The sequence below is a fragment of the Planococcus wigleyi genome, from assembly GCF_014836985.1.
Taxonomy (GTDB): Bacteria; Bacillota; Bacilli; order Bacillales_A; family Planococcaceae; genus Planococcus; species Planococcus notacanthi.
The window spans coordinates 438625-456325 of sequence record NZ_JACSPU010000004.1 but is presented as its reverse complement, the minus strand read 5'-3'; the positions used below and the strand labels follow the sequence as shown (position 1 = coordinate 456325).

The window sequence follows — 17701 nt, the reverse complement described above, 5'->3', positions numbered from 1 at the left end:
AATGGGGAGGGCTCTCGTTGAATAAAAAAATCATCATCCGTACGCTTGAAAAGATAGCATTATATATGGAGCTTAAAGGGGAAAACCCGTTTAAAGTATCAGCTTTCCGAAAAGCCGCGCAGGCGCTTGAACTGGATCAGCGCAGCCTGGACGAAATTGAAGATGTTACGAAGCTGAAAGGCATCGGCAAAGGCACGGGAGACGTCATCCTCGAATTGATCAACGACGGCAAATCGACCGTTCTTGAAGAGCTTCAGGAAGAGGTGCCGAAAGGCCTCATCCCAATGATGAAGCTGCAGGGAATGGGCGGCAAAAAGATCGCCAAACTCTACAAGGAACTTGGCATCGATTCGATGGAAGCCTTGAAAGCAGCTTGCTTGAACCAGGAAATTCAAAAGCTTCCAGGGTTCGGGCCGAAGTCGGAAGAAAAAATCTTGAAAGAACTGAATGATTTTGAGACGAAACCTGATCGCCAGCCGATCTGGAAAACGGAAGAAACCGTGGCATTCATTGAAGACGTATTGATCACGATTGCGGAAGTCACTGAGTTTTCAGTGGCCGGCAGTTTCCGGAGAACCAAAGAAACCAGCAAGGATTTGGACTTCATCATTGCGACGGCTGAACCGGCGCTCGTGAAGGAGCAATTGCTGGCAGCGTTGCCTGTACAGGAAACGATTGCATCAGGAGAAACGAAAGTCTCTGTCACTGTAGATGTATTGGAACCGATCGATGTCGATTTCCGCCTGGTGGCGCCTGAAGAGTTCGTCACCGCTTTGCATCACTTCACCGGATCTAAAGACCATAATGTCAAAATGCGCCAATTGGCGAAATCCCAGAACAAGAAAATCAGTGAATACGGAGTAGAGCAAGAAGACGGGGCAGTTGTGACTTTTGCATCCGAGAAAGAATTTTTCGCGCATTTCGGACTGCCTTTCATTCCGCCATCCGTTCGTGAAGATGGGCGTGAGCTTGACCGCCTGGAAGAATTGCCTGAGCTGGTGGCGATTGAAGACATCAAAGGCGATCTTCATATGCACACCACCTGGTCGGACGGAGCCAATTCCTTGAAGGAAATGGTCGATGCCTGTGTGGCGAAATCCTATGAATTCATGGTCATCACCGACCATTCTCAATATTTGAAAGTCGCTAACGGCCTGACACCGGAGCGTTTGACGGAGCAGCATGGACTGATCCGCGAAATCAATGAGCAGTACCCGGCGATTGAAGTGTTGTCCGGAACAGAAATGGACATTTTGCCGGACGCCACATTGGATTTTGACGATGATATGCTGAAGCAATTGGATTTTGTCATTGCCAGTATCCATTCTAGCTTCCAACAGCCACAGGAACAGATCATGGCACGCATTTTGACTGCGATGAAGAATCCGCATGTCCACATGATTGCACATCCGACTGGCCGAATCGTAGGCCAACGCGAAGGGTACGATCCGGATGTTGAACAGATTCTGGATTGGGCCAAGGAATACGGCAAAATTGTCGAGTTGAACGCCAGCCCGTACCGTTTGGATCTTGCTGTCCCATATTTGGTGATGGCGCAGGAAAAAGGTGTGCCTGTCGCAATCAATACGGATGCCCATGCCATTGAAGGTCTGGAAGTCATGGAAACAGGCGTCAAGCATGCTCAAAAGGCATGGCTGAAAAAAGACAATGTAGTAAACACATGGTCGCTGGAAAAATTGAAAGCCTATTTGAATAAATCGAAGTAAATTAGTTTTTAAAATAAAATGAAGTTGTTTTTCGGAATATCTTTATTAATTTATCTGAAACGTTAGGAGGTTCTTAAATGATCGCAGAACGCGCGTTAAGAACACTTGAATTTTATAAAATCCGGGATGACGTGGCACGGTATTGCACATCGTCACTAGGAAAAGCCCATGTGGATAACTTGCTGCCATCTACAGATATCAACGAAGTTAATCGTTTGCTCGAAGAAATGGATGAAGGCGCACAAGTATTGCGTGTCAAAAATAATGTGCCGATGGGCGGTATTTTTGATATCCGTCTGCATGCACGGAGAGCGCAAATTGGCGGCAGCCTGAGCCCGATGGAGTTGATGGAAGTTTCATCGACCATCCGTGCCAGCCGCATCCTGCGCCAGTTTTTCGAAACGATCCAGGAAGAAGCAGTGATTCAAATTCCACATTTCCTGGAGAAAAAAGAATCGATGCCGATTCTGACAGCTCTCGAACATGCCATCAACATCTGTATTGACGATAACGGCGGCGTTTTGGACAGTGCGAGTTCTGAATTGCGCTCAATTCGCCAGCAACTGCGGACGCAGGAAAGCCGTGTCCGTGAACGGCTGGAAAGTCTGGTGCGCGGTAAAAATGCATCGAAAATGCTGTCGGATTCCATCGTCACCATCCGCAATGACCGTTTTGTTATTCCCGTTAAACAGGAATACCGCAGCCATTATGGCGGCATTGTGCACGATCAATCATCATCCGGGCAAACATTGTTCATTGAACCGGATGCCGTGGTACAGGCCAATAATGAAGTGCGCCGCCTGAAAATGAAAGAAAAAGAGGAAATCGACCGCATTCTGCAAATGCTGTCAGCACAAGTGCAGGAAGTGGCTCATGAACTATTTGATTTAGTGGAAGTGCTTGGGGAAATCGATTTGATTTTGGCAAAAGCGAAATACGGAGCTGCCCATAGAGGGACCAAGCCGACTATGAACACAGAAGGCTACATCAATTTGAAGAAAGCCCGCCACCCCTTGATTCCGAAAGATGAAGTGGTGCCGAATGATATCGAATTCGGCGGAGAAATCACTGCAATTGTCATTACGGGCCCGAATACAGGCGGTAAAACAGTGACGTTGAAAACAGTTGGCTTATCAACTTTGATGGCACAATCCGGTTTGCCGGTTCCTGCGCTCGATGGATCGGAACTGGCGGTATTCGATCAGATTTTTGCGGATATCGGCGATGAACAGTCCATCGAACAAAGCCTCAGTACCTTTTCATCCCATATGGTCAATATCGTTGATATCCTGACCAAGTTCGATGAGAATTCATTGGTGATTTTTGATGAGCTGGGTGCAGGTACAGATCCGCAGGAAGGGGCAGCACTGGCCATTTCACTGCTGGATGAAGTGCATGGCAGAGGAGCACGTGTCATTGCAACGACCCATTACCCGGAATTGAAGGCTTATGGCTTTAACCGTCCCGGTGTAGCCAATGCCAGTGTGGAATTTGACGTAGAAACACTAAGCCCGACTTATCGTCTGTTGATCGGAGTACCAGGCCGAAGCAATGCTTTTGAAATCTCCAAGCGACTCGGCTTACCTGAACATATCATCAGCCATGCCAAGAGCTTTACAGGAACTGACAGCAAAGCAGTCGATTCGATGATCGCTTCTCTTGAAAAGAGCCGCCGTGAAGCGGAACAGGACGCCGAAGAAAGCAAACAGGTGCTGGCGGAATCAGAACGCTTGAAAAAAGAGTTGGCGAAGCAGCTGGAAGAGTACGAACAGCAAAAAGAACGGCTTGAAGAAAAAGCGAAAGAAAAAGCCCGGAAAATCGTTGAGCAGGCACGGGCAGAAGCGGAAGCTGTCATTTCGGATCTTCGCAAGATGCAGCTGAATCAAAGCTCGTCTGTAAAAGAGCATGAATTGATCGATGCGAAAAAACGCCTGGAAGACGCGATGCCTCAAAATCGAATCCTGAAAAAAGCGGCAAAAGATAACGCAGCCAAACCGCTGAAAGCCAATGACGAAGTCAAAGTGATTTCCTTTGGCCAAAAAGGGACATTGGTTGAGAAAGTGTCGAAAAATGAATGGATTGTTCAAATCGGCATTTTGAAAATGAAGTTGCCGGAGTCTGATTTATCCTATACCAAACCCGAAAAACAGAAAGAGACCCGGACCATGGCAACCTTGAAAGACCGGGACAGCCATGTGAAGATGGAACTCGATTTGCGCGGAGAACGATATGAAGATGCCCTGGCGCGTGTTGAAAAATACCTAGACGATGCGTTATTATCAAATTACCATCAAGTATCGATCATCCATGGAAAAGGGACCGGTGCATTGCGCCAAGGTGTCCAGCAATATTTGAAAAAGCATCCACGGGTGAAAAGCTATCGTTTTGGTGAAGCAGGGGAAGGCGGCTCGGGCGTTACCGTAGCCGAGTTAAAGTGAGTTTCCGCAGAGGAGTATAGGACATGACAGAGAATGGATTTTGGACGCACCCAGTAGTCGAATCAGCTGGCTACTTCAGTGTGGTGGTATTGTGCCTGATCGTTGCCATGGTAATTTTTGAAATGGTGACAAAATATAATAACTGGGAACAAATCAAAAAAGGGAATTTGGCGGTAGCAATGGCTACAGGCGGAAAGATTTTTGGTGTCACCAATATTTTTCGCTTTTCAATTGAACAGCATAATTCCTTGTTCGAAATGATCGGCTGGGGATTGTTCGGTTTCACCTTGCTGATTTTTGCTTATATCCTGTTTGAGTTTCTGACACCTAAGTTCAAAGTGGATGATGAAATTGAGCAGGACAACCGGTCTGTCGGATTGATTTCAATGGTCATTTCTGTCGGTCTGTCTTTTGTGATCGGAGCCAGTATTCAATAGGAGTTGGATGTCGTGGAAAACTTAATCAAGATATTATTTGTATTTTGTGCAATCTTTCTGATTGTGGGAGTCATTTTTCTGTTTCTTTTCTAAAGAGCAGCGCCAGCCTTGGAGCTGGCTTTTTTCTTGCCTTAATCCAAGAATAGACAGATTTAAGCAAGATAGTACAATATATAAAAAATATAGTTTGTAAGCGGTATCATTTTTCTTTATAATTAAATATAGGAATATTCGCACGATTCTAAAAAAACTAGGGGGTCAAAAGAATGACTGAAAAGCCGTGGTTAGCCCATTATCCACCGGAAGTTCCGCACACGTTAACGTATCCCAGCATGCCGGTACAGGATTACTTAACAAAGGCATACAGAAAGTTCCCGAAAAAAATAGCCATCCATTTCATGGGGAGAGAACTTTCTTATGAAGAACTTTATCAATCCTCTATGAAGTTTGCCAACTACCTGCAGAAACTGGGCATCCAGAAAGGCGATCGGGTTTCAATCATGTTGCCGAACTGTCCGCAGGCGGTCATCAGTTTTTATGGGATCCTCTATGCCGGCGGTGTTGTCGTTATGACCAATCCGCTGTACACAGAACGGGAAATCGCTTACCAAATGAAAGATTCAGGAGCCCGTGCCATTATTGGGTTGGATATCCTGTTCCCGAGGATTTCGAAAGTATTGAAGGAAACGGATCTGGAAAATGTCATCGTCACAGGCATCAAGGATTACCTGGCATTCCCGAAAAATTTGGTTTATCCGTTTATCCAGAAAAAGCAATATGGCATGAATGTGAAAGTGGAACATCGTGGCATCAATCACTTGTTTACTGAAATCATGAAAACGGCGCAGCCGACTGTAGCGGAAACGCCATTTGATTTCGATGAAGATTTGGCTTTGCTGCAGTATACAGGAGGCACAACAGGTTCTCCGAAAGGCGTCATGCTGACGCATAAGAACCTCATCTCCAATGCAACAATGTGCGACAGCTGGCTATACAAAACAACGGACGGGGAAGAAACGATCATCGGAATCATCCCGTTATTCCACGTTTATGGTTTAACGACGGTCTTGATTTTATCGGTCATGCAGGGAAATAAAATGGTGTTGCTTCCGAAATTCGATCCGGAAACGGCATTAAAGACCATCAATAAGCAAAAACCGACGCTTTTCCCTGGAGCGCCAACTTTGTATATCGGCTTGATGAACCATCCTGACATCGCCAAATATGATTTGTCTTCCATTGAAGCCTGCTTGAGCGGTTCAGCACCACTGCCCGCTGAAGTACAAGAGAAATTTGAAGCATTGACCGGCGGGAAATTGGTCGAAGGCTATGGTTTGACGGAAACATCACCGGTAACCCACTCGAACCTGGTTTGGGGCGAACGGACAAAAGGATCAATCGGCCTTCCATATCCGGATACGGACTGCAAAATTTTTCAAACGGGCACTACCAATCCGATACCAAATGGGGAAATCGGTGAAATCGCTATCAAAGGGCCTCAGGTAATGAAAGGCTATTGGAACAAACCTGAAGAAACAGCCGCTACAATCGTCGATGGCTGGTTATTGACAGGAGACCTTGGCTATATGGACGATGAAGGCCATTTCTTTATCGTCGATCGCAAAAAAGACATGATCATTGCCGGTGGATTCAATATTTATCCGCGTGAAATCGAGGAAGTGCTTTATGAACATGAAGCTGTTCAAGAATGCGTCGTGGCAGGTATACCGGATCCGTATCGAGGTGAAACGGTAAAAGCATACATTGTGCTAAAAGAAGGCTATACTGTAACAGAGGAAGAATTCAATCAGTATTGCCGTGAACACCTCGCTTCATTTAAAGTGCCGCGCGTTTACGAATTCCGCAAAGAACTGCCGAAAACAGCAGTCGGGAAAATTCTGCGCCGTTCACTGGTCGATGAAGAGATTGCCAAGCAGAATGAAGCAGTGCCGTCTTAACGAAATAAGCTTGACACATTATTGAATAAACTATAATATGAAAATATGAATGAATCGCCATTCATATTTTCATATTTTTTTGGGTGGTGACAACATGGTAAAAAAGGATAAGCCGAAATACAAACAAATCATTGATGCGGCTGTTATTGTCATCGCTGAAAATGGCTATCATCAAGCACAAGTCTCGAAAATAGCCAAACAGGCAGGGGTAGCCGACGGAACGATTTATCTGTATTTCAAAAACAAAGAAGACATTTTGATTTCTGTATTCCAGGAAAAGATGGGTGTGTTCGTCAGCAAACTTGAACAGATCATCTCGCGTGATTTGGATGCTGCATCCAAACTGGGATTGATGATCGAAAGCCATTTTGAACTTTTGGCCGGTGACATCCATTTAGCGATTGTCACACAGCTCGAACTGCGCCAATCCAATTACGAAATCCGCATGAAAATCAATAATGTGCTGAGGGAGTATTTGAAGCTCATGGATCAGATCCTGGTTAAAGGCATGGAAGATGGAGAATTTGATCAAGCGATGGATATTCGTTTAGCAAGGCAAATGGTTTTTGGTACAATGGATGAGACCATCACCACTTGGGTGATGAATGATCATAAATATGATTTAGTCGAACTCGCACCACAAGTTCAGCGTTTGCTGCTGAAAGGTATGCAGGCTTAAAGGAAGGGGCTCATTGGATGGAATTTATCAGTTGGAAAAAAGAAGATGGAGTAGCTGTCGCGACGATTAATCGTCCACCGGCAAATGCACTGTCGCGTTCGCTCATTTTGGAAGTCGATGAATTGTTGAACCAAGTTGAGAATGATGAAGAGGTTCGCGTCATTGTCCTGCACGGGGAAGGAAGATTCTTTTCTGCAGGAGCTGACATCAAGGAGTTTACGCAAGTATCTTCAGGAGAAGAATTTTCAAAATTATCAGCGAGCGGCCAGGAAGTTTTTGAACGGGTTGAAACCTTCCACAAGCCTGTAATCGCGGCGATCCACGGAGCAGCCTTAGGAGGCGGATTGGAATTGGCAATGAGTTGCCATATGCGATTTGTCACTGAAAATGCTAAACTGGGATTACCGGAGCTTCAACTGGGCTTAATACCCGGGTTTGCTGGAACACAGCGCCTGCCAAGATATGTAGGCTCAGCGAAAGCGGCTGAAATGCTGTTGACGAGCGATCCGATCTCCGGTACCGAAGCTGCACAATACGGTTTGGCTAACCGTGCTTACGCTGAAGAAGACCTGTTAACGGAAACGCTTTCAATCGCCCGTAAAATTGCGAAGAAAAGCCCGGTTTCCGTCAAAGCGGCGATTGGGATGCTGCAGTACACAAAGCCTGCGTCTTATCATGAAGGCGTAAATGCAGAAGCACAATCTTTTGGAACTGTCTTTGTTTCAGAAGATGCAAAAGAAGGAATCCAGGCATTTCTGGAAAAACGTGAAGCACAATTTAAAGGGAAATAATACTTGGGAGGTTTACGTTCATGAACATTTATGTATTGGTAAAACGTACGTTTGACACAGAAGAGAAAATCGTCGTTTCTGGTGGACAAATCCAGGAAGACGGAGCGGAATTCATCATCAATCCTTACGATGAGTACGCAATTGAAGAAGCCATCACAGTCCGTGACGCGCACGGCGGCGAAGTGACTGTAGTCACAATCGGCAATGAAGAAGCAGAGAAACAGCTGCGTACCGCACTTGCGATGGGCGCTGACAAAGCCGTCTTGATCAATACAGAAGACGATGTTGAAGAAATGGACCAGTTTACTTCTGCGTACATACTGGCTGAATACTTGAAAGACAAAGAAGCTGATTTGATTTTAGCAGGGAACGTAGCAATCGACGGCGGATCTGGGCAAGTCGGACCGCGTGTGGCTGATTTGCTTGGCATCAACTACGTAACGACAATCACCAGCTTGAGCATTGAAGGCGAAACAGTTACCATCGTCCGCGATATCGAAGGGGATGCGGAAGAATTGGAAACATCCTTGCCGCTTCTGGTTACAGCTCAGCAAGGGCTGAACGAGCCTCGCTATCCATCGCTTCCAGGAATCATGAAAGCGAAGAAAAAGCCGCTTGAAGAATTGGAATTGGATGATCTGGACATCGAAGAAGACGATGTAGAAGCTAAAACCGAAACAATCGAAATCTACTTGCCGCCGAAAAAAGCGGCCGGGCGTATTCTGGAAGGCGACATCTCCAACCAGGTTACAGAATTGGTCGGACTATTGCGCAACGAAGCAAAAGTTATTTAATTGAAGAAAAGCGAAGGTGCCCGTTCAGCTCTGACGGGCATAAGACAGACCAGCGAAGTGGCGCTCTTTGCCGCACAGCTGGGTTGGCTTATGACCCAAAGAGCTGGGTACCGGAGTCTGGACAAAGAAAAGCAAAGGTGCCCGTTCAGCTCTGACAGGGGTAAGACGATCTGGCGAAGCGGCATGTTTTCAGCCGCACAGCCAGAGTGCCTTGCATCCCGAAGAATAGGCTACTTTCCATTCGACTGACAGCAAGTAACGGTTCCATATAATTTTCACATCTACTTAGGGGGTAAACGGACTATGGCGAAAAAAGTATTAGTTTTGGGCGAAACGCGTGAAGGCGCTTTGCGTAATGTCTCATTTGAAGCAATTGCGGCTGCCAAGAAAATTTCTGGCGGCGGAGAAGTAGTAGGCGTTCTGATTGGGGATTCGGTTGCTGATTTTGGTGCTGAATTGATTGCATACGGAGCAGACCGTGTCGTAACGGTAGAACACCCGCACTTAAAGTCATACACGTCTGACGGCTATGGCCAAGCATTTATGGCAGTCGTTGAACAGGAAAACCCGGAAGGCCTTGTCTTTGGCCACACAGCAGTCGGAAAAGACCTGGCACCGAAAATCGCTTCCAAGTTGCAGGCTGGATTGATTTCGGATGTAACGGATATTGAAGGCGAAGGCGATGAAGCTGTCTTTATCCGCCCGATCTTCTCTGGTAAAGCATTTGAAAAAGTGAAGCTGAAAGAAGGCATCGACTTTATCACAGTGCGTTCGAACAACATTGCACCACTTGAACGCCAGGAGCGTACAGGCGAAGTTAGTTCATTGTCTGTAGATATCACGAACCTTCGCACCATCATTAAAAACGTTGTCCGCAAATCTTCTGAAGGTGTCGATCTTTCGGAAGCGAAAGTCATCATCGCCGGTGGCCGTGGCGTGAAGAGTGCTGAAGGATTTGAGCCATTGCAGGAATTGGCGAATCTTCTAGGCGGCGCTGTTGGCGCGTCCCGTGGCGCATGTGACGCAGATTATTGCGATTACTCGCTTCAAATCGGACAGACAGGGAAAGTGGTTACACCGGACCTGTATATTGCAGCCGGCATTTCCGGAGCGATTCAGCACATGGCGGGTATGTCCAACTCGAAAGTGATCGTGGCGATCAACAAAGATCCAGAAGCGAATATTTTCAAAGTAGCAGATTACGGCATTGTCGGAGACTTGTTTGAAGTCATCCCGATGCTGACAGAAGAATTCAAGAAAGTAATGTAATTTTGGATGGCGGCGGGTCTACAAGACTCGCCGCCATTTTCTGTTTAACGCACCCAATTGACGGGTAATGGAAGAGTAGGCAAATAAATAGCTGTTGTTTTTAACGCATGCTATACTCTGTATATAGTTTGGTTTTAATCATAAGGAGGAATTATTCATGGCAATCGTACACGGTACAGATCAGAACTTTTCACAAGAAGTATCAGAAGGACTCGTTTTAGTAGATTTTTGGGCAACTTGGTGCGGACCATGTAAAATGATTGCTCCAGTGCTGGAAGAGTTAGACGCTGAAATGAGCGATAAAGTTAAAATCGTAAAAGTTGATGTGGATCAAAACCAGGAAACAGCTGGAAACTACGGCATCATGTCAATTCCGACTTTGCTATTGATGAAAGACGGAGAGACAGTAGATAAAGTAGTTGGTTTCAGACCAAAAGAAGCATTGGCTGAATTGGTTGAAAAACACGCATAATTCTTAACCGGGTCCAGTGATGGTGCCCGGTTTTTTAATAGGGTGAGATAAAAGATGGCTAACGAATTGATTCAGCATAAATTAGCAATATTGCCTGATCAACCAGGCTGTTATTTGATGAAGGACCGCCAGAATACCGTCATTTATGTCGGCAAGGCGAAAGTTCTTAAAAATCGCGTGCGCTCCTACTTTACGGGAAGCCACGATGCAAAAACCCAGCGTTTGGTCAATGAAATCGAGGATTTCGAATACATCGTGACATCTTCCGATAAGGAAGCGCTGATTCTTGAATTGAATTTGATCAAGAAATACGATCCGAAATACAACATCATGCTGAAAGATGACAAAAGCTATCCGTATTTAAAGATTACCGGTGAGCGCCATCCGAAGCTGATTACGACCAGACATGTCAAAAAAGACAAAGGCAAGTATTTCGGTCCGTATCCGAATGCTTATGCCGCGGCAGAGACGAAAAAGTTGCTGGACCGCCTGTACCCATTGCGGAAATGCCATACCATGCCGGACCGGGTTTGTTTGTATTATCATTTGGGGCAATGTCTTGCGCCATGCGTCAAGCCTGTAGAAAAAGAAACCTATCAGGAAATGATCGACGGCATCAGCAAATTTCTAAATGGCGGTTTTCGTGAAGTCAAACAGGAATTGGTCGAGAAAATGTCTGAAGCGGCAGAAAATCTGGAATTTGAGCGGGCCAAGGAATACCGTGACCAAATTTCGATGATTGAAACCGTTATGGAAAAACAGAAAATGGCGATGAATGATTTCACCAATCGCGATGTATTTGCTTATGCGGTCGATAAAGGCTGGATGTGTGTGCAGGTCTTTTTTGTGCGCCAAGGCAAATTGATTGAACGGGATGTTTCGCTTTTCCCGCTTTACCGGGACCCGGAAGAAGAATTTTTGACTTATCTTGGCCAGTTTTACGAAAAACCGAACCATGTTAAGCCCAATGAAATTCTCCTTCCGGAAGCGGACGATCCGGATATGCTGAAAGAATGGCTCGGAGTCCGGGTGCTCGTTCCGCAGCGCGGCAAGAAAAAAGATTTGGTGGCGTTGGCGAAGAAAAATGCCGAGATTGCCATTAAAGAGAAATTTCAGCTATTGGAGCGCCAGGAAGAACGGACAGTCGGTGCATGCGTAGATTTAGGTGAAGCAATGAACATTGAAACGCCTTTGCGCATCGAAGCGTTCGACAACTCGCATATTCAAGGTGCCGATGCGGTGTCTGCAATGATTACGTTCATTGACGGCAAGCCTTCTAAAAAAGATTACCGGAAATACAAAACGCGAAACGCTTCCAAGCCCGATGATTATGCAGCGATGCGTGAAGTGATCCGCCGGCGCTATTCACGGGTCTTGAAAGATGGATTGCCTTTGCCGGATTTGATTGTCATTGATGGCGGCAAGGGACAAATGGAATCAGCCCGTGAAATTCTGGAAGATGAACTCGGCTTGTCGATTCCGATTGCCGGTTTGGCAAAAGACGCCAAGCACCAAACGTCCCAATTGCTCTATGGTTCACCTCCTGAAGTGGTTCCGTTGAAACGGACCAGCGAAGCATTTTACTTGATGCAGCGCATTCAAGATGAAGTCCACCGTTTCGTTATCACGTTCCACCGGCAGCTGCGCGGCAAGAATTCGATCCAGTCCGCTTTGGATGGCCTTGAAGGAGTTGGCCCGAAACGCAAACAGCAATTGCTGAAGCATTTCGGTTCCGTCAAAAAAATAAAAGAAGCTTCTATAGAAGATATTCAACAAGCGGGAATCCCGTTAGCTTTGGCGACATCCATCAATCAGCATTTTGCTGAGGAGACATTGCCAAGCGATTCATAACATGTTATCGTAAGACCATAATTGAATCACTTGGAAAAGTGATGATAGAGGCGCGAACGTCAATAGTAAGCATTTGGAGATTTGCAGAATCCGTGAAGAATGTTGAAAGGGGCGGTCGCCGAAGTGTGCGTATTTACTGCTGTTTCGCATGCTGGTTCTGCATTTAAGAAGTGCAGAGCTGTCAGAGTCAATCTCTGGAGGGCTATCTCACATGGACGTTTTTCGTACATGATAAAAGAGGTAGTTTGCCGCGGTTGCGGTGAGCTGCCTCTTTTTGTGTCTTTGCCCGGGAGTTATGCTGTTTCCTGGCTAGGCATGTTGAGGGCCACATACTAAATGTGGGAGTGGATGGAATGGAAACGATCGTCATGAAATTTGGAGGCACGTCTGTTGCTACACCTGAGAAAATCATTGGAGTGGCAGAAAGAGCCATTCGAGAAAAAGAAAAAGGAAAACGCGTAGTCATTGTGGTTTCGGCAATGGGCAAGACAACAGATACGCTGCTTGGGTTAGCAGGGGAAATCTCAGCTGAGCCGCCGAAACGGGAAATGGATATGCTATTGGCTACAGGCGAGCAGATTACCATCTCGTTACTGGCTATGGCCTTTAAGAAGCTTGGCCATGAAGCGCTATCGTTTACGGGGTGGCAAGCCGGAATTGAAACAGAGTCTGTTCCGCGAAATGCCCGGATTGAACAAATTCACACGGAACGGCTTGAACGCGTGCTTGACAATGGTTATTTATGTGTAGTGGCTGGATTCCAAGGGGTAGATAAAATCGGTAACATCACCACCCTTGGCCGGGGAGGTTCCGATACGACCGCAGTCGCACTTGCGGCAGCGCTCGGAGCTGAAAAATGCGAAATCTATACCGATGTCGACGGTGTCTACACTTCCGATCCACGTTTTGTAACAGGTGCACGGAAGCTGGAACAGATTTCATATGACGAAATGCTCGAACTCGCTAATCTGGGAGCAGGTGTGCTACACCCGCGTGCAGTTGAATTCGCAAAAAACAATCGCGTACCATTATCGGTCAGAGCAAGTTATTCAGACGAGCCTGGCACAATCATACAAGAGGTGATCACTGTGGAAAAAAACTTAATCGTCAGAGGTGTAGCGTTCGAACCTGGGGTAGCGCGTGTAACTGTCATTTACAAAAAACCGTTTAACGGATCGCTGGCAAATATTTTTACCAAGTTGGCAGAAAATCAGATCGACGTTGATATTATTGTTCAAAGCATCAGTGATGAATTTCCTCCTTCGGTATCGTTTTCCATCAGCCAGGAAAGCTTGGAAGAAACACGCCGCGTGTTGACTGAAGCTCAAAGTGATATTGGCTTTCTTTCCATGAATGTGGAAATCGGCCTATCGAAAGTCTCCATTGTCGGGTCAGGCATGGTATCAAATCCAGGGGTGGCTGCACGGATGTTTGATATTTTGAGAAGTCAAGACATCCCAGTGAAGATGGTCAGCACATCTGAGATCAAAATTTCAGTGGTAGTGCCGGAAACGGATATGAAGAAATCGGCAAATGCTTTGCACGAGGCCTATGGACTTTCAGAACTTCAGGTGCATCAAGACATATCTTGAATTAAAAACGGTGTACGTGAAAATATTCACAAAATGTTCAAATTCTCAATAGCAATGCTGCGATAATCCCGACAACAGTGGAATACAGCAGAAACAGCTGAAAAAGCGATTCTCAATTAGAGAATCGCTTTTTCGCATAAATCTAATAAAACGGTTACATTCACATAGGTTTTCCCCCTTATGCGGCGTGAAGCCCCCCTTTTTAATGTAATAACTATCTGTTTAAAAGGGATTCGTTGCCTTGACGCTCTCAGAGGGGGGGAGTACAATAAATATGTCATATTCTTGTATCATGATGGTGTTGCGGCTTCAGGTGCTTTCGTCAATTTTTCGTTTGCTCTGGACGCTGCCAATCAATGTTTTGAGGGGGGTAAAATTTTGGATAACAATCGTGAATTTTTAATGCGCAGGCTGCACTCATTGTTGGGGATCATTCCTATCGGTTTATTCTTAACGCAGCACTTAATCGTCAACCATTTTGCAACTCAGGGTGTGGAGTCATTCAATAAAGCATCCGAATTTATGGCTAATCTTCCATTCGTCATTTTCCTGGAGATTTTTGTCATCTATTTACCAATCTTGTATCATGCGTTTTATGGCCTATACATAGCGTTTACTTCGAAGAACAATCCTGGCCATTATAGCTATTTGCGCAACATTCTGTTCGTTGCACAGCGCTATACAGGTGTCTTCCTTGTAGTCTTCATCGCTTGGCACGTATTTGAAACAAGATTCCAAGTTGCAATCGGAGCAGCTGCTGCAGCTGATTTCAACATGATGGAAAACATTTTAAGCAACCCGTTCATGCTGGCATTCTACATCGTCGGTGTCTTGGCTGCAGTCTTCCATTTATCAAACGGACTTTGGTCTTTCCTTGTTACATGGGGAATCACACAATCCGAAGCATCTCAACGAAATGCAACATATTTCACACTTCTAGTATTTATTGTATTATCGATCATTGGTATCAGAGCATTGTTTGCATTCGTTTAAGAATGTTTCAATCATTGGTGAACTAAAAGAGGAGTGAATACTAACATGGCGAAGGGCAAAATTACGATCGTCGGTGGCGGCCTAGCTGGCCTAATGGCAGCAATTAAAGTTGCAGAAGCAGGTTCTTCCGTCGATTTATTTTCAATCGTTCCCGTTAAACGGTCCCACTCAGTATGTGCGCAAGGCGGGATCAACGGAGCGGTTAATACAAAAGGTGAAGGGGATTCCCCGGATATTCACTTTGATGATACTGTATACGGAGGCGACTTCCTTGCGAATCAGCGTCCCGTAAAAGCAATGGCGGATGCAGCACCTGGAATTATCCGGATGTTTGACCGCATGGGCGTTATGTTCAACCGTACGCCGGAAGGCCTTTTGGACTTCCGCCGCTTTGGTGGAACGATGTACCACAGAACAGCATTTGCCGGTGCAACAACTGGCCAGCAATTGCTATACGCATTGGACGAGCAAGTTCGCCGCTACGAAGTGAGCGGACTGATCACGAAATACGAAGGCTGGGAATTCCTGGGTCTTGTTCTTGACGAGCAAGGCGTCGGCAAAGGGATCACAGCTCAAAATATGACGACTATGGAAATCAAATCGTTCCGTGCAGATGCTATCATCATGGCAACTGGCGGACCGGGGATCATTTTCGGGAAATCGACGAACTCTGTCATCAATACAGGTTCAGCGGCTTCTATCGTCTATCAGCAAGGTGCATACTACGCAAACGGCGAATTTATCCAAATTCACCCGACAGCGATTCCAGGAGACGATAAACTGCGCTTAATGTCAGAATCAGCTCGTGGGGAAGGCGGACGTATTTGGACATACAAAGACGGCAAGCCTTGGTATTTCCTTGAAGAAAAATATCCAGCTTACGGAAACCTGGTTCCACGTGATATTGCAACACGTGAAATCTTCGATGTCTGCGTCAACCAAAAACTCGGCATTAATGGCGAGAACATGGTCTACCTGGATCTTTCACACAAAGATCCTAAAGAGCTTGATATCAAACTAGGCGGCATCATTGAGATCTACGAGAAATTCACTGGTGATGACCCTCGCAAAGTACCAATGAAAATCTTCCCGGCTGTCCATTATTCAATGGGTGGATTATGGGTCGATGACCACCAAATGACAAGCATCCCTGGCGTTTTGGCAGCGGGTGAATGTGATTATTCTCAACACGGCGGTAACCGTCTAGGTGCGAACTCATTGCTTTCAGCGATTTACGGCGGTATGGTCGCAGGACCAAACGCTATTGAATATGTAAATGGCCTTGATGTGTTGGCAGAAGATCTTCCTTCGGCTATTTATGAAAAATACGAAGCAGAAGAGCAGCGCAAATGGGAAGAAATCCTTGCATTGAACGGCACAGAAAACGCTTATGTCCTCCACAAAGAGCTTGGCGAATGGATGACGGACAATGTAACAGTAGTACGCTACAATGATCGTTTGCAGAAGACGGATGAGAAACTCCAGGAACTGCTTGAACGTTTCAACCATATCAATATTACTGATACACAGCTTTGGAGCAACCAAGGCGCAATGTTTACACGCCAGTTGCGAAATATGCTACATTTAGCACGAGTGATCACAATCGGAGCGCTTAACCGTAACGAAAGCCGCGGAGCTCACTACAAACCGGAATTCCCGGATCGTAATGACGAAGAATTCCTTAAAACGACTATGGCTAAATTTAATGGCAATGATGCACCTATCTTCCACTATGAAGAAGTCGATACATCGTTGATTCCACCGCGCAAACGTGATTACTCAGCAAAAGCATAATCTAGAAGGGAGCTAATTTACCATGGGTGAAGCAGCAAAGACGGTTATATTTGAAATCGAACGCCGAAACTCTACGGATGAGAATTCGTATTGGGAAAAGTTCGAATTGCCATATAAAGCGAATATGAATGTCATCTCGGCATTGATGGAAATTCGCCGTAACCCTGTCAACATGGAAGGGAAGAAAACCACTCCTGTAAACTGGGACATGAACTGTCTGGAAGAGGTTTGTGGAGCATGTTCAATGGTCATCAATGGCAAAGCGCGTCAATCATGTACTGCTTTGGTCGATCAGTTGGAACAGCCAATCCGCCTTCAGCCGATGAAGACATTCCCTGTTGTCCGTGACCTTGTCATTGACCGCAGCCGTATGTTCGACTCGTTGAAGAAAGTTAAAGCATGGGTGCCGATCGATGGTACGCATGACCTTGGAGACGGACCACGTATGCCTGAGCGCAAGCGCCAATGGGCTTACGAATTGTCTAAATGTATGACTTGCGGTGTATGTCTTGAAGCATGCCCGAACGTCAACGATAAATCCGATTTCATCGGAGCTGCACCACTTTCACAAGTTCGCTTGATGAACGCGCATCCAACGGGAGCAATGAACCGCGATGCACGTTTGAATGCGATCATGGGTGAAGGCGGACTTGCAAGCTGCGGTAACTCTCAAAACTGTGTGGAGTCTTGTCCAAAAGGAATTCCTTTGACAACTTCAATCGCAGCGTTGAACCGCGACACGACTGTTCAAATGTTCCGGAACTTCTTCGGAAGCGACAGAATGGTTGACTAGTATCCACTAAAACCCCGCTGCGGCGGGGTTTTTATTTTGTCCTGTTTAGAAAATGCCTGCTCTTTTCTCAAGTTTTTGATATACTAGGAAAATGAAGAAGTTGAGCCAGTGGA

At 45.9% G+C, this 17701-nt stretch carries 14 protein-coding genes and 1 riboswitch; all 14 genes read left to right on the top strand.

Annotation, left to right across the window (positions count from 1 at the left end; translation table 11 throughout):
* The first annotated feature begins 17 nt into the window (after positions 1-17).
* The 14 genes from polX (at position 18) to sdhB (ending at position 17588) form a co-directional block, all read left to right on the top strand.
* On the top strand, positions 18-1727 hold the full coding sequence (gene polX / locus H9630_RS13640) for a DNA polymerase/3'-5' exonuclease PolX (RefSeq protein ID WP_191716012.1): 1710 nt from the start codon (positions 18-20) through the stop codon (positions 1725-1727).
* A 77-nt stretch (positions 1728-1804) separates the two neighbouring features.
* A complete protein-coding gene (locus H9630_RS13635; RefSeq protein WP_191716011.1) occupies positions 1805-4165 on the top strand; it encodes an endonuclease MutS2 in 2361 nt (786 codons plus the stop codon).
* A 23-nt stretch (positions 4166-4188) separates the two neighbouring features.
* Positions 4189-4602: a DUF350 domain-containing protein gene (locus H9630_RS13630; RefSeq protein ID WP_191716010.1), complete on the top strand. Its 414-nt coding sequence runs from the start codon at positions 4189-4191 to the stop codon at positions 4600-4602.
* Between the two features lie 266 nt (positions 4603-4868).
* On the top strand, positions 4869-6560 hold the full coding sequence (locus tag H9630_RS13625; protein WP_191716009.1) for an AMP-binding protein: 1692 nt from the start codon (positions 4869-4871) through the stop codon (positions 6558-6560).
* Between the two features lie 94 nt (positions 6561-6654).
* The gene (locus tag H9630_RS13620; protein ID WP_191716008.1) at positions 6655-7239 is read left to right on the top strand and encodes a TetR/AcrR family transcriptional regulator; all 585 of its coding nucleotides are present in this window, start codon (positions 6655-6657) and stop codon (positions 7237-7239) included.
* A gap of 17 nt (positions 7240-7256) precedes the next feature.
* Positions 7257-8030 carry an enoyl-CoA hydratase gene (locus H9630_RS13615; RefSeq protein WP_191716007.1) on the top strand — a complete coding sequence of 258 codons (774 nt, stop codon included), beginning with the start codon at positions 7257-7259 and terminating at the stop codon, positions 8028-8030.
* 20 nt (positions 8031-8050) lie between these two features.
* Positions 8051-8824: an electron transfer flavoprotein subunit beta/FixA family protein gene (locus tag H9630_RS13610; protein ID WP_191716006.1), complete on the top strand. Its 774-nt coding sequence runs from the start codon at positions 8051-8053 to the stop codon at positions 8822-8824.
* A gap of 303 nt (positions 8825-9127) precedes the next feature.
* Positions 9128-10093 (top strand): electron transfer flavoprotein subunit alpha/FixB family protein, encoded by a 966-nt coding sequence (locus tag H9630_RS13605; protein WP_191716005.1) that lies wholly within the window; start codon positions 9128-9130, stop codon positions 10091-10093.
* A 157-nt stretch (positions 10094-10250) separates the two neighbouring features.
* Positions 10251-10565 (top strand): thioredoxin, encoded by a 315-nt coding sequence (gene trxA, locus H9630_RS13600; RefSeq protein WP_008431421.1) that lies wholly within the window; start codon positions 10251-10253, stop codon positions 10563-10565.
* A gap of 54 nt (positions 10566-10619) precedes the next feature.
* Positions 10620-12416 (top strand): excinuclease ABC subunit UvrC, encoded by a 1797-nt coding sequence (gene uvrC / locus H9630_RS13595; protein WP_191716004.1) that lies wholly within the window; start codon positions 10620-10622, stop codon positions 12414-12416.
* Between the two features lie 37 nt (positions 12417-12453).
* A riboswitch (Lysine riboswitch) is annotated at positions 12454-12629 on the top strand.
* A 140-nt stretch (positions 12630-12769) separates the two neighbouring features.
* Positions 12770-14008: an aspartate kinase gene (locus tag H9630_RS13590; RefSeq protein ID WP_191716003.1), complete on the top strand. Its 1239-nt coding sequence runs from the start codon at positions 12770-12772 to the stop codon at positions 14006-14008.
* A gap of 378 nt (positions 14009-14386) precedes the next feature.
* On the top strand, positions 14387-15001 hold the full coding sequence (locus H9630_RS13585) for a succinate dehydrogenase cytochrome b558 subunit (protein ID WP_191716002.1): 615 nt from the start codon (positions 14387-14389) through the stop codon (positions 14999-15001).
* Between the two features lie 45 nt (positions 15002-15046).
* A complete protein-coding gene (gene sdhA, locus H9630_RS13580; RefSeq protein WP_191716001.1) occupies positions 15047-16795 on the top strand; it encodes a succinate dehydrogenase flavoprotein subunit in 1749 nt (582 codons plus the stop codon).
* Positions 16796-16817: 22 nt separating this feature from the next.
* On the top strand, positions 16818-17588 hold the full coding sequence (sdhB, locus tag H9630_RS13575) for a succinate dehydrogenase iron-sulfur subunit (protein WP_191716000.1): 771 nt from the start codon (positions 16818-16820) through the stop codon (positions 17586-17588).
* Positions 17589-17701 lie beyond the last annotated feature (113 nt).

What these genes read in the sequence shown, in the direction of transcription:
- H9630_RS13635 (WP_191716011.1), top strand. Translation starts at nt 1,805, where the DNA reads ATGATCGCAGAACGCGCGTTAAGAACACTTGAATTTTATAAAATCCGG.
- H9630_RS13630 (WP_191716010.1), top strand. Translation starts at nt 4,189, where the DNA reads ATGACAGAGAATGGATTTTGGACGCACCCAGTAGTCGAATCAGCTGGC.
- H9630_RS13625 (WP_191716009.1), top strand. Translation starts at nt 4,869, where the DNA reads ATGACTGAAAAGCCGTGGTTAGCCCATTATCCACCGGAAGTTCCGCAC.
- H9630_RS13620 (WP_191716008.1), top strand. Translation starts at nt 6,655, where the DNA reads ATGGTAAAAAAGGATAAGCCGAAATACAAACAAATCATTGATGCGGCT.
- H9630_RS13615 (WP_191716007.1), top strand. Translation starts at nt 7,257, where the DNA reads ATGGAATTTATCAGTTGGAAAAAAGAAGATGGAGTAGCTGTCGCGACG.
- H9630_RS13610 (WP_191716006.1), top strand. Translation starts at nt 8,051, where the DNA reads ATGAACATTTATGTATTGGTAAAACGTACGTTTGACACAGAAGAGAAA.
- H9630_RS13605 (WP_191716005.1), top strand. Translation starts at nt 9,128, where the DNA reads ATGGCGAAAAAAGTATTAGTTTTGGGCGAAACGCGTGAAGGCGCTTTG.
- trxA (WP_008431421.1), top strand. Translation starts at nt 10,251, where the DNA reads ATGGCAATCGTACACGGTACAGATCAGAACTTTTCACAAGAAGTATCA.
- uvrC (WP_191716004.1), top strand. Translation starts at nt 10,620, where the DNA reads ATGGCTAACGAATTGATTCAGCATAAATTAGCAATATTGCCTGATCAA.
- H9630_RS13590 (WP_191716003.1), top strand. Translation starts at nt 12,770, where the DNA reads ATGGAAACGATCGTCATGAAATTTGGAGGCACGTCTGTTGCTACACCT.
- sdhA (WP_191716001.1), top strand. Translation starts at nt 15,047, where the DNA reads ATGGCGAAGGGCAAAATTACGATCGTCGGTGGCGGCCTAGCTGGCCTA.
- sdhB (WP_191716000.1), top strand. Translation starts at nt 16,818, where the DNA reads ATGGGTGAAGCAGCAAAGACGGTTATATTTGAAATCGAACGCCGAAAC.